The 12,852-nt window shown below is 29.1% G+C and carries 14 protein-coding genes; 1 reads left to right on the plus strand and 13 read right to left on the minus strand.

Annotated features, from left to right (window positions below):
* From ACZ49Z_RS01610 to ACZ49Z_RS01660, 11 genes are read right to left on the minus strand one after another with little or no spacing between them, the layout of a single operon-like run.
* Nucleotides 1-951 carry a glycosyltransferase family 10 domain-containing protein gene (locus ACZ49Z_RS01610; RefSeq protein ID WP_464306457.1) on the minus strand — a complete coding sequence of 317 codons (951 nt, stop codon included), beginning with the start codon at nucleotides 949-951 and terminating at the stop codon, nucleotides 1-3.
* Complete coding sequence (locus ACZ49Z_RS01615) at nucleotides 938-2,074, minus strand: glycosyltransferase family 4 protein (protein WP_464306458.1); 1,137 nt, start codon at nucleotides 2,072-2,074, stop codon at nucleotides 938-940. The genes ACZ49Z_RS01610 and ACZ49Z_RS01615 overlap by 14 nt, the downstream gene beginning before the upstream one ends.
* Entirely contained in the window at nucleotides 2,075-3,145 is a 1,071-nt protein-coding gene (locus ACZ49Z_RS01620) for a glycosyltransferase family 2 protein (RefSeq protein ID WP_464306459.1), read from the minus strand. It abuts the gene before it with no gap.
* Nucleotides 3,120-4,100: a glycosyltransferase gene (locus ACZ49Z_RS01625; RefSeq protein ID WP_464306460.1), complete on the minus strand. Its 981-nt coding sequence runs from the start codon at nucleotides 4,098-4,100 to the stop codon at nucleotides 3,120-3,122. The genes ACZ49Z_RS01620 and ACZ49Z_RS01625 overlap by 26 nt, the downstream gene beginning before the upstream one ends.
* Entirely contained in the window at nucleotides 4,054-4,980 is a 927-nt protein-coding gene (locus tag ACZ49Z_RS01630; protein ID WP_464306461.1) for a glycoside hydrolase family protein, read from the minus strand. The genes ACZ49Z_RS01625 and ACZ49Z_RS01630 overlap by 47 nt, the downstream gene beginning before the upstream one ends.
* Before the next feature lies 1 nt (nucleotide 4,981).
* On the minus strand, nucleotides 4,982-5,635 hold the full coding sequence (locus ACZ49Z_RS01635; RefSeq protein WP_464306462.1) for an acetyltransferase: 654 nt from the start codon (nucleotides 5,633-5,635) through the stop codon (nucleotides 4,982-4,984).
* 5 nt (nucleotides 5,636-5,640) lie between these two features.
* Complete coding sequence (locus tag ACZ49Z_RS01640; RefSeq protein WP_464306463.1) at nucleotides 5,641-6,276, minus strand: class I SAM-dependent methyltransferase; 636 nt, start codon at nucleotides 6,274-6,276, stop codon at nucleotides 5,641-5,643.
* A 2-nt stretch (nucleotides 6,277-6,278) separates the two neighbouring features.
* The gene (locus ACZ49Z_RS01645; RefSeq protein WP_464306464.1) at nucleotides 6,279-6,977 is read right to left on the minus strand and encodes a WbqC family protein; all 699 of its coding nucleotides are present in this window, start codon (nucleotides 6,975-6,977) and stop codon (nucleotides 6,279-6,281) included.
* On the minus strand, nucleotides 6,977-8,050 hold the full coding sequence (locus tag ACZ49Z_RS01650) for a DegT/DnrJ/EryC1/StrS family aminotransferase (protein WP_464308036.1): 1,074 nt from the start codon (nucleotides 8,048-8,050) through the stop codon (nucleotides 6,977-6,979). Before ACZ49Z_RS01650 ends, ACZ49Z_RS01645 begins: the two co-directional genes overlap by 1 nt.
* Nucleotides 8,047-9,312, minus strand: a complete 1,266-nt coding sequence (locus tag ACZ49Z_RS01655) for an ABC transporter ATP-binding protein (RefSeq protein ID WP_464306465.1) — start codon at nucleotides 9,310-9,312, stop codon at nucleotides 8,047-8,049. The genes ACZ49Z_RS01650 and ACZ49Z_RS01655 overlap by 4 nt, the downstream gene beginning before the upstream one ends.
* Before the next feature lie 27 nt (nucleotides 9,313-9,339).
* Complete coding sequence (locus ACZ49Z_RS01660; protein ID WP_464306466.1) at nucleotides 9,340-10,230, minus strand: ABC transporter permease; 891 nt, start codon at nucleotides 10,228-10,230, stop codon at nucleotides 9,340-9,342.
* Nucleotides 10,231-10,353: 123 nt separating this feature from the next.
* Here ACZ49Z_RS01660 and ACZ49Z_RS01665 point away from each other — a divergent pair, with 123 nt between their 5' ends.
* Nucleotides 10,354-11,088, plus strand: coding sequence for a tyrosine-protein phosphatase (locus ACZ49Z_RS01665; protein WP_464306467.1), 735 nt, complete (start codon nucleotides 10,354-10,356; stop codon nucleotides 11,086-11,088).
* Here ACZ49Z_RS01665 and ACZ49Z_RS01670 read toward each other — a convergent pair.
* Both ACZ49Z_RS01670 and ACZ49Z_RS01675 read right to left on the minus strand, forming a co-directional pair.
* Nucleotides 11,081-12,211 (minus strand): DegT/DnrJ/EryC1/StrS family aminotransferase, encoded by a 1,131-nt coding sequence (locus tag ACZ49Z_RS01670; RefSeq protein ID WP_464306468.1) that lies wholly within the window; start codon nucleotides 12,209-12,211, stop codon nucleotides 11,081-11,083. The two genes, ACZ49Z_RS01665 and ACZ49Z_RS01670, sit on opposite strands and share 8 nt — an antisense overlap.
* Nucleotides 12,212-12,233: 22 nt before the next feature.
* Nucleotides 12,234-12,839, minus strand: coding sequence for a sugar transferase (locus ACZ49Z_RS01675; RefSeq protein WP_464306469.1), 606 nt, complete (start codon nucleotides 12,837-12,839; stop codon nucleotides 12,234-12,236).
* Between the last annotated feature and the right edge of the window lie 13 nt (nucleotides 12,840-12,852).

The following is a 12,852-nucleotide window of genomic DNA, read 5'->3' on the forward strand; positions in this document are numbered from 1 at the left end:
TTAAATTTTAAACTGAATGGTGGTAACAATTTCCTCCAATGCTTTTTCTCTTTCCTCCTTCACAAATGATTTTCCCTTTTCACTAATTGAATTATAAACCAAAATACATTTATTCATTCTTTCAACATATTCTTCTTCTGTCATCTTTTCAATATACTCAAATAATTTTTCTGGAGATGCAAAATTTGAATAATCTAAAAAACTATCATTTGGAAAAATTTCATAAGCATTTGTCTCTTTTCCATAATATATTGGCAAACAATAATTTTCAATACTGTCCCAAATTTTTTCCGTCATGTAATTATAAGTTGCAGTATTTTCAAAACATAAATTAAACTCATAGGGTTCCATCAATGCTTTTTTTCTAGTAACCCAATCACCATCTCTTGAATCCTCTTTCGATAAATTATCTGGCCAACCTTTACCATAGACATCTAATACACCCTTCTTGGCTCCTTCAATTGCAATTTTACTTCTTAATGCGATTAAATCAATATTTTCACCATCTCTTATTAATTTTGGTGCTTTTAAACCTAAATAGTATGACATTAATGCTATTGTTTTTTTCTCTCTGAAAGTATAATTTATTAAAGGTTTTAATGTTTGGTTAATTAGACCAGCATGAAATGACAAATTGGTAACAAAAACATTTCTTGTATATATATTCATAAAATGAACATTTACAAGCCCAAAAAAATATTTTTTTTCCCTTTTAAATGAGGTGTCAAATCTAGGCTCTAAAGTCCAAATCATGAATCTTTTACCCAAAATAAATCTCCAAAAATATTTTTTTAAATGCTTTAAATTTTGAGATATAATTACATCTGCTGATTTTATATCATCAACTATATAAATATTGTGTTTATTGAAATAATCTAAATCACCTTCTACAAAATTATCAAACGGAGTATATTTAAAACTAGATGCTTTGTACAAATTAATTCTTTTCATTAAGTTTATATTTATCAATTATTTGATTTTTTATGCAGAAATAATCAAAATTTAAACATATTTTTAAATTAAGATTACTTGCTTCCTCAAAGTTAACTGTTGTTATTGCCTTTATTATTTTATTTTTTATTTCTTCTTTTGATTCACAATCTTCTATCAATAAACCATTTAGATTAGATTCAATAATTTCTTCAGTTGCTCCTCCTGGATTAGACTGAATTGGAAAAACACCCATACAAATAGCTTCCAAAAGTGTATTCGGTATTCCGTCAGAATTACTATTACCAATATAAATTAGCGATTCTCCCATTAATTGCAACACTTCATTATGCGAAACTTTTCCAATGATTTGAAAATTGTTCCAATTTTTCAAATCAGACTGTGAGACGAATTCAAAAATCTCTTTGTCGGATCCAAAAACTTTTATTGTAAAATCCATCAATTCCTTTTGCAACAATGCAATAGCCTGTAAAACAGTAATTGCTCTACCAGATCTCCCTTGAAATCCTTTTACTAAAATTGTTTTTCTTTCTTCCAAAGGTTTCTTGTACTCTTCCATTACTTTCAAATCAAAACCACCACCCCCTGGAAACACACCTAAAAACTCACCGTTAAAACCATATTGCTTCGCTATTTCAAAATCTCGCCTACAGTCCGTAAATAAATAATTTACTCTTGCCAATACACTCTTAATATCTTTAAGGTAATTAGGTTCATTTTGAAAATAGAACAAATCGCTACCCCACGATGAGTATATCCATTTTAAACTAGCATTTTTCTTCATCACATTTTGTATTGGTGAGCAAGAAAGATAAAGCGCAAAACTATGAACTACATCGGGTTGTATTTCTTGTATATATTTTTCAAAAACTTTTTCAGTATTATTCTCATTAAACTTTTGAATCAAACGGTACAATTTTGGGAACCTATTTTTCACAAAAGTTCTTCCTAAAAAATCCCATTTTAACTTCCAATTCGTTTTTTGATTTACCCAATCTATCCTAGGAACTGTTTTACTCATCCCTGTGATATCAAACCAATAGACTTCATATCCTGATTCTTCCAATTGGTCAACCCAACGAAAAAAATGCAATGAAGGAATAGAAACCATAACTATTTTCATTTACAAAGCTATTTTCCAGATTATTTTATTATCATTTTTTCTAAATTCAAAATGATAAGGATGGTTCCTAAAGTTTTTTATAATAGCCATTAAAATACTATTATTAACCTCATCTAATGTATAAAATGAGAGATACTTTTTACCTATTATTTTCTTTATTTTATTTTTTAAATCTTTTTCTAAAGGGTGTATAATAAAATTTATCTCATATGTCCCTTTTTCTAAATTAAAAATTGTTCCATTCAAAAAGGCATCTAATTCATTCACTTCATTCGTCACCACTATTCTTTTTGAAATTAAGGTTAAAGTTTCATAATTTTCTCTTTTAGGGATGTGCCCGTATCCAAAGACTGTATTGACTTGAATAATATTATGCTCAATATTGAAATTAATATATTTATGATTTATTCTTTCTAAAAGAGTATGAAAAGGTTCTTTACTTTCACTATTTCTATACTGTTTTGGGTGCCATTGGTGCTTCATCAATATTTTATCTTGATAGTAATCAACCTCAACCCCTTTGTTTTTTAAACGAATATGTACATCTGTGTCTTCTGCTCCCCAACCATGATAAAACTCATCATAACCGTTTATCGCTTTCAAAAGATGTGTTGGATATAAAGTCATTCCAGTAGCTTCCTCATTCGAAAGAAAAGCTGTAGCAAAATTTTCAAAAGTTGTATTCTTCAAACTTTCTTCTTTCGACATAAATCCCACTTGAAAATAAATTACTTTTTCCTCCCTTTTTAACTCATCTAATGTTGTTATGAAATCCTGAGCAAAAACCATATCAATATCACCTACAAAAAAATAAGGTGTTTCACATAATTTTAAAATCGTATTTATAGCTCTACTTTTATTCCACAACTGACCTGAAACAGGATATGTTATAAAATTCAAAAAAGTGTATTTTTTCACCAATTCTTTCAGAGAACTACAATACAATTCATTAGAACCATAATCCACTAAAAACAATTTAAAATTTTTGTTCCATTGATTTTGCAAAGAATCTAAGCAATTCTTTACAATCCTTAAATCGCGATTTCTATTGGTTATTACGATTGTTAGCATAATTAGCTTTTATTTTAATACAATACAAAAAGTATTTTATCACTTTTATTTTTTCGTAGTAAAAAAAACATTTAAAAAAAACTATCATTCCTTTTTTATATTTTTTTTCTCTCATTAAGTTTGCTAACAATTCCAAGTTCATTTTCTCTATTTCAGTTTTTATCTGAGGTAAAAACCTACTAAACATTTCTTCTTTTTCCAAACAATACAAAATGTCCAATAAAGATTTTATGAAATTAGAATATGTTGATGACAATTTATGCGAAATACCTACCCCATACCTATAAACTCCAGTAACCTCATTTAAATACAGAGCCTTTTCACCATTTTTTAAAAGAAACAGATACAATGCCCAATCACCAATTTTTAATTTACTAAACCATTCAGGCAACTCATTAATCTTTCCTTTTCTAAAAACTACTGATAAAGTATTTATATAATTTCCTTTAATTAAATCTGTAAAATCTGTTACTGAAAATATATTCCTTGCCATAGAAGGAATAATGTCACCATTTCTTCTAACTATGCTATAATTAGTAAAACAAATATTACATTCAGGATTTTTTTCTAGAACCTCAACTTGCTTTTGCAACTTATTAGCATCTGTCCAGTAATCATCTCCTTCAAGCATTGCAATATATTTGGCTCCGCTATTAAAACATGCATTATAAATGTTTTTTGCATTCAAATTACCCCCAATATTCTTTTCGTTAAGAATTAACTCAATTTTATCTGGATATTTCTCTTGCAGCGCAATACAAATTTCTCTTGTTTTATCTGTTGAACAATCTTCACCAATAAACAACTTATATCTAAAATCAGTAATCTGCATCATTACAGATTCAACAGCTTGTTCGATATAAGCTTCTTGATTATAAGTCACCATCCAAATGGCAACCAATATATCATTATTTTTTCCAGACTGCATATCCAAAACCTGTTTTTCCGAAGCCATTTCCATTATAAAACATTAAATATTGTGCTCCAACTTTTACTAAATAAGGATAAGATATCATTTCTGAATCCCAACCCATTTCAGATATGCTTATTCCAGAAGAATCATCCATACGTGTCCATTCTACACCATCATTTGATTCTGCATATCCTATTCTATAAGTATTTTCAATATTAGTACGGTAATCACATTTTTTTCTTTTCCCAAACCACATTTTATATTTCCCTTCTTCTTTTATTACAGATGCACTAACTAAACCACCTTCGTCTTCATTTAAAGGTATTGCTATTTTACCTGTTTGCTTCCAAGAAATTCCATCTAAAGATTCTGCATATTTTATATTATATATCGGTTCTATTTTTTCATTAAACTTCTCCCACTTTACGCACGACAAATACCACATTTTGAACACCTCTTTTTCTAATTTCACAAAAGAAGTTCCTGAAAAATACGGTTCAATATGATTTACAGAGATAATTGGTCCTTCTGAAAATCTAATAAAAGTTTTGCCGCCATCTTCACTAATAGCTAGGCCTACAGCATTTTGATAAGGTACTGTTCCCCTTGTTGTCCAACCAATATAATACAAATACTTTTTTTCTCCAACTGTAATAATTGAAGAAGGCATCATTCCAGAATCGTCAAAACTCCCTAATTTTCCAAAATCTAGCAATGGTTTATCATGCTCATATATAATTTTGTTAGGATTATCTTTTTCAACTTCTATATAACTAATATTACTCTTCCCTTCAGTATTTCGAGTTGCATAGTAAATCCTTATACAATCTCCTAAAACGTCAGCAACTGGAACTTGAGCATGTGTTTTATTCCATTCATAATTACCTTCTACATTAAAAACGAGTCCTTTCTTAATCCACATATTACATTTCTTTTGTAGAACGTTCCGATTTTACTCCTGGATTCCCTTTATACATTGACCAAGGCTCTGTATTTTTAATTACACTTGCTGCCATAGCAACAAATGTACCTTCCGCAATCGTAATTCCGTCTCTAATTGTAGCGTTAACTCCTATAGTAGCATATTTTTCTACAACACAATGTCCTGACAAAACTACTTGAGAAGTAAACATTACATGATCTTCAATTTTAGAATGATGTCCAATATGATTTCCACTCCATAAAACCACATTATTACCTATAGAAACATAAGGCTGAATAGTATTGTTCTCTAAAACAAAACAATTATCACCTATTGTAGTATTAAAAATAGTAGCTTTACTACTCACATAACTTATTAGTTCATATCCTTTCGATTTTATTTCATTATAAATTTTTTCCCTTACTCTATTCATTTTTACAGGAGCCATAGGAGCAAAAAACTTATATTCATTTACAGGATAATTTTCTTCTATAGTTTCAAAAGCAACGATAGGCAAATTATGAAATTGTTTTTCACTTGGTATGTATTCTTCATTAACACAAAATGCTACAACTTCATGTTCCGAATCATTTTCTAAATAATAATGTGCTAACTCTGCAAAATCTTGTATTCCAAATATGATAACTTTTGCCATATCCTTTATTTTTTATAAACATAAATTGTATATTCATAAAGTCCATAGTCGTTTCTAATGACATGACTTCTTGATAGATTCTTACATAAAAAAGAACTTAACAAATCATATGACACATGAAACAAGTCGTCTCTTTCCCAGTCAACATTTTTTGACATTACATTAAAAGCAAATCCTTTATTACATTTCTTAAATATCATAGTAATCATCTTAGTAAAATAGTCCCACATTTCTTCAAATAATAACTCTCTTTTTTCTGTAAAAACACCATTCATTACAATATAATCAAAAGTTGGGAAATCTAAATTTTCTTGAAGAATATCTTGACAAAAAAAAGTAATTTCAGGAAACTTTTCTTTTGCAACATTTATAAACTTCTGAGAAATATCTAATCCTGAATAAGTGATATTTTCTATTTTATTTTTTTTAATGTATTCTAACAAATGAGCTGTACCACATCCGAAATCTAAAAGCGTAACATTTTCGCCCTCTGAAGTATTAAATTTCAGAATATCTAACATCACTTTATATCTCTTATCAACATCTTCCTGTTTTGGCCAATCTACTCCAAGGTGATTATCTCCATGCTTTTCTAAACAGCTCTCGTAGTGTGATATTATTTTATTATATGGTTTTTCCATGATTATACTAATTCGTAATTATCCAAAAATAAACTAATTTCTTCAATTGAGTTAAACATCATTACATCGATTATTGATAACCAAGGCAGAAATTTGTTATTAAACTGTTTATACTCTATAGGGGTGGTCTTTATGAAATTCAACAGTAACTTTTCATCTAAAAAATTTTCTTTGTCATATAATGCTAATCCTCCTATTGGATTTATATAATGATCTGCTTTTATTTTTTTACAAATCTCAATTATTTTATCTTGCCCCTTAGCTTCTTCATTTTTATTAATCGCTGATGAATTAATTATCTTAGTGTCAATTTTTAAATAATCGCATACTTGTCTTAATAAATTTGCTAAAAACTTGGATAAGTTTTTTTCTTCAAACATAATTATACTTTCAAGAGTTGGAAAAACTTGTCCAAAAAAAGGAGCTTTCTTATAAGACAAAGTAATTGTCTTTAACAAATCTTGTTTCCAATTTGAATTTTCGTCAATCTCAATTTGATTAATATGTTTATTTTGACTTACTGATTGTAAAGCCATCCTAAACAAATAGGAATTGCCGTTTACAAGCATAAAATTCCTATTAATCCATCCTTTTTTAATATAATTTACATCATCATAAACAACAAAAGTATCTACAGCTTTTATCAACTGAAAATAACCAATATAAGGAAAGAAGTAGGGCTGCATAATCGCTACTTTCATTATAATGCTTTGTTTATAATAGTTACTATAGTATTTAAGTCTGTATCATCTAATCCAACATACAATGGCAAACACATCACCCTTGTTGCAATACTTTCAGAAAAGGGCATTGCAGATTCACCTACATATTGAATTGTATTTAATGACGGATAAAAATAACGTCTAGGAAAAATATTTTTTTCATTCAACAACTCTTGTATAGCCAATAGCTTTTCTTCAGTTTCAAAAATAACGGGATAATAGCTGTAATTCCATTTTGTATTTTCTCTTATTTTGATTGTTTTCAACTTCTGAAAATTCAAATTAGCGTTATAAAAATCCACTACTCTTTTTCGCTCAGATAAAATTTTATCTATATGAGGCAAAACAGTTAACCCCATTGCTGCTTGCAATTCAGATATTTTTGCATTTATTCCTAATCCGTGAAAAGCTAAAGGACCATTATGACCAAAATTATGACTGTAAAACAATTGATGTTGTAAATCTGATTCTTTAGCAAACAAAGCACCTCCTTCACCCGTATGAAACAATTTAGTAGCATGAAAGCTACAAGTACTTACATCGCCATAATTAAAAACGGATTCTTTATTATAGGTCACACCAAAACAATGTGCAGCATCATAAATGACTTTTAAATTATGTTTTTTTGCAATTGCCTCAATTACTTCAACATGACAAGGATTCCCAAAAACATGCGTTGCTAAAATAGCTGTAGTTTTATTCGTTATTGCGGCTTCAATTTTGGTTTCATCTATAGTTAAATACTCAGGATGAATGTCTACAAAAACAGGAATACAATTTTCCCAAATAATCGCTGCTGTAGTTGCAACATAGCTAAATGGAGTTGTAATCACCTCTCCTTCTTTACCTAATAATTTAAGCGCTATTTGCAAAGGAATAGTGCCATTATTCGTAATCAATACATGATTTACATCTAAATATTTCTTTATTTTTTCTTCAAGTTCAATTACAAGCTCTCCTCTATTTGTCAACCATTGGTTTTTCCAAATACGCTCTATTTGTAATTGATATTCTTTAATAGGCGGAAAAAAGGTTTTTGTTACATTAATCATAACTTTATCCATTCAAATTGTGGTTTTATATAACCAGGTTCTCTTCCCATATAGGTTCCTAACTCTCGCCCTCCATCGACTACAGTAAATCTAAAGAAATCTTTTTCTACAAAAATTGCAATTTTCTTATCTTTTACTATAAATATTGACAAAGAAAAATTACCCGACTGAAAGAAATCTGCTGGAATAATACAACTTATTCTATTATTCCCTAAGTTCATCTTTGCTTTCCTCAATTTGTCTCCAAAAGAAAACAAAGCCTCTCCAAGTTCATTATACAAGTGAAATGTCACTTGAAAATCTCCTTCTTCTTTTAAATCGATATCTGTAATTATTTCAATTGGTTGACTTTCTAAAATAGGTTCATTTAATTTTCTTGTCGTATTTTTTACAGACAATGAATTTAATTTAAAGACAGGTTTATTATAACTTTCGTCAAATATTGTAATATTAGAACTTTCTGAGCCTCCTTCTTTCAAATAATAGCTAACGCATTCCTCTGAGGTTCCTGAAAAAGTTAATTGACCATGTTCTAGAACAATTCCTTTAGTACACAAACTCTTAACAGCTGCCATATTATGACTAACAAAAAGCACAGTTCTTCCTTCACTCTTTGAAATATCTTGCATTTTTCCAATGGCTTTTTTCTGAAATTCGGCATCACCAACTGCTAAAACCTCATCTACTACCAATATTTCAGGCTCTAAAAAAGCTGCTACGGCAAAAGCTAAACGAACAGTCATTCCACTACTATATCGTTTAGTTGGTGTGTCAATATAGCGCTCGCACCCACTAAATTCTATAATTTCATCTAATTTAGCAGTAATTTCTTTTTTGGTCATCCCCAAAATGGCTCCATTCAAATAGATATTTTCTCTTCCTGTAAGTTCTGGATTAAATCCAGTACCCACTTCTAACAATGAGGCTATTCTTCCTCTTGATTTAATAACACCTGTTGTTGGAGCAGTAACTTTTGACAGTATTTTTAACAAAGTAGATTTCCCTGCACCATTTTTACCAATTATGCCTAAAACATCCCCAGCTTCAACTTCGAAATTAATATCTTTCAATGCCCAAACGTATTCACTACTCCCTTTTGAGCTTCTGTCATTAGTTTCTCCTAACTTTAAATAAGGATCTTCCTTCCCTCTTATTTTGTACCAAAATCGATTTAAATCATGAGATAAAGTCCCTGTACCTACAGTACCTAAACGATACTGCTTGGAAATATTTTCAGCTTTTAATATGATACTTTTTTTCATTATTTCTCTTTAACAATCATATTTATATTAAACTGTATCTATAAAACTCTTTTCAGTTTTATTAAAAATTAACAACCCTAAAAAAAAGAGTGCTATAGTAACAACAACGGTATAAATAATTCCAGTAGAAGGAACAGTTGTTTCATTTAAAAGCAAATATCTGGAAGCTTCCACTACATAAGCTAAAGGGTTGTATTCGATCAACCATCCAAAATTAGGCAGCTTTTCTTTTATTAAAGCCATCGGATACATTACAGCAGAAACATACATCAAAAGTTGCACACCGAAAGCAACAAGAAAACTTAAATCTCTATATTTTGTAACTAAAGATGATATTATCATTCCGAGACCCAACCCCAAAATACCCATTATTAGAACTAAAAAAGGGAACAAAAATAGATTTAATCCTAATTGGAAAGAAAATTGTCCTGTAACCAAATAATAAGTATAAAACCCAATAAAAATAAGAAATTGGATTCCGAATTTCAACAAATTAGAAACAACAATAGACATTGGCACTATTATTCTTGGAAAATAAACTTTACCAAATATCGATGCATTTTTCTTAAAAGTATCTGAAGTATCATTTAAACATGAAGTAAAATAATTCCAAACAATCACTCCTGCTAAATTATACAAAAATGAAGGTGTATTTCCTGTTTTAATTCCTGCAACATTATTGAAAATAATTGTAAATATTATTGAGGTAAATAAGGGTTGAATCAAATACCAAAGTGGTCCAAGAATTGTCTGTTTGTAGACCGTTACAATATCTCTTTTTACAAAAAGCATCAATAAATCTCTATATCTCCAAACTTCTTTTAAGTTTAGTGAAAAAAAATCATTTTTAGGTTTTATCTCAAATAACCAATCTTCTTCAATATCATCCGTTTTATTCATAGATTGTGGGACTCTCATTTAATAATATTTCAAAAGTAAACTATTTTATAGAGCTAGCAAACTAATTTAAAAGTTTCACTTGTTAATTGATTCATTAAATTCAAAGAATAACATTACTTTTGTAGAAATAATTACATCCTAATGTTTTCATTATTCAAAACCAAACCCACGCTTTCTCAAGTCATTCCCAAAGACTATATTGACATTCATTCTCATGTTTTACCTGGTATTGACGATGGTGCAAAATCTATTGAAGATTCTAAATTTTTAATGAATGCGATGATTGGTTTTGGTTTTAAAAAAATTATTACCACACCTCACACTATCAAAAATGTTTGGGATAATTCGAGGCAGAAAATTATCGATTTAAAAGAAGTTGTTAAAGAACAATTACCTACAGAAAGCAACTTCTTACAGCTTGATTGTGCTTCTGAATATTTTATGGATGATAATTTTGTAGATCAATTTCAAAATGAAAAATTATTAACACTAAAAGAAAACTATGTCTTAGTAGAGATGTCTTACATTAATGAACCGCTTCAATTATATAACATTCTTTTTGACTTACAATTGCAAGGCTACACTCCAGTTCTTGCACATCCTGAACGCTATTCTTTTTTCCATAAAAAGTTTTCGTCTTACGAAAAATTAAAAAAGGCAGGCTGTTTTTTCCAAATGAATTTACTTTCAAGTGTGGGATATTATGGAAAAGATGTTACTATAACTGCTGAAAAATTACTTTCTAGTGGTTTAATTGATTTTGTAGGATCTGATATTCATCATAAAAACCATATTGCTGCATTCGAAAATAGACTACTAATAAAATCTATTACAAAGTTTGAAGAAGCTATTAGTAAAAACTCTTTTTTTAGCTAAAAAAGGTCTTAATTACTTTTTCTATTCGCTTTTTATCTTTCTCAGATAAATTAGAACCAGATGGCAAACACAAACCTCTTTTAAAAATATTTTCTGAAATTTCATTTCCAAAATATCGTGAATCTTTAAAAACAGGTTGCAAATGCATCGGTTTCCAAACAGGTCTTGTTTCGATATTTGCCTTTTCAAATTCGATTCGTAAAGCTTCTCTTCTTTCATAGGTTGCTAACAAAATAACACTTAACCAATGATTGGAATAAAAATCAGTATTAGGTTCTTTTAATAAAAGAACTTCTTTATTATTTTTAAAAAGAGAATCGTAAAAAGCATTCATCTTTCGTCTAGCAAAAACATGTGAATCTAACACTTCCATTTGCCCCCTACCAATTCCAGCAGAAACATTACTCATTCTATAATTATAGCCTATTTCAGAATGCTGATAATGTGGTGCAACGTCTTTTGCTTGAGTAGCTAAAAAAATGGTTCTTTCTTTATCTAATTTATTTTTTGAAATTAAAGCACCTCCACCAGATGTAGTTATTATTTTGTTTCCATTAAATGAAACTATTGCAATTTTTCCAAATGTTCCGCATTTTATATTTTTAAATGAACTTCCTAGTGCTTCCGCACAATCTTCTAAAATAGGGATGTCATATTTTTTTGAAATAGCAAAAATTTCATCCACTTTAAAAGGCATCCCATACAAATGAACAGCAATAATTACTTTAGGTTTTTTTCCCTGATTAATTCTGTTCAAAATCGCAACTTCAAGTGCTTTTGGGCAAATATTCCAAGTATCTTTTTCACTATCTACAAAAACAGGTATTGCTCCTAAATATACAACAGGATTAACTGATGCTGAAAAAGTTAAGCTTTGACAAATAACCTCATCGCCATTTTGAACTCCTAATAAGATTAACCCTAGATGAATTGCGGCTGTTCCTGAATTTAAAACAGCAACATGTGTATTCTCTTTTAAATAACTTTCTAGATCTTGTTCAAATTCTATTATATTTCTCCCTGTAGGAGCTATAAAATTATCCGCAAATGCTTCTGCAATAAACTTCTGCTCATTACCCATCATATGTGGTGAAGAAAGCCAAATTTTCTCTTGTTGCGACATAAATTTTATAGTTAAACAATAATCAATACAACCCTTCAAAAGGTTCAATAGGAATATTATTATTTAAAATTACTTTTTCTTTTTTAAAAAGCAACATAATCGTTTTGAAAACTATCTTAACATCTAATAAAAAAGAACTATTTTCTACATAATATACATCTAACTGAAACCTTTTATCCCAACTCAATGAATTTCTTCCATTTACTTGAACCCATCCTGTTATCCCTGGCTTTATTAAATGTCGCTGATCTTCAAATTCGGAATATAAATACATATAATCTGTTAATAATGGTCTTGGACCAATAAGACTCATCTCGCCCTTCAGAACATTAAACAATTGTGGTAGTTCATCTAAAGACGTTTTTCGAAGAAAATTCCCCAAAGGAGTTATTCTTTGCTCATCATTTAATAAAACGCCTTCATTATTTCGTTCATCGTTCATTGTTTTGAACTTGATTATTTTAAAAACTTTCTTTCTTTTACCTGTTCTCTTTTGAATAAAAAACGGATTCTTTTTATAAACAACAAATAACGATAAAGTTAAAAAAGACAGTAATGGAAAAAGGAAAAGTAACCCTAGAAAGGAAAACAAAACATCAATTATCCTTTTTATCCATTTCTGATACATTTTTTATTTTTTG

The organism is Flavobacterium sp. KY-23415 (genome assembly GCF_055384985.1).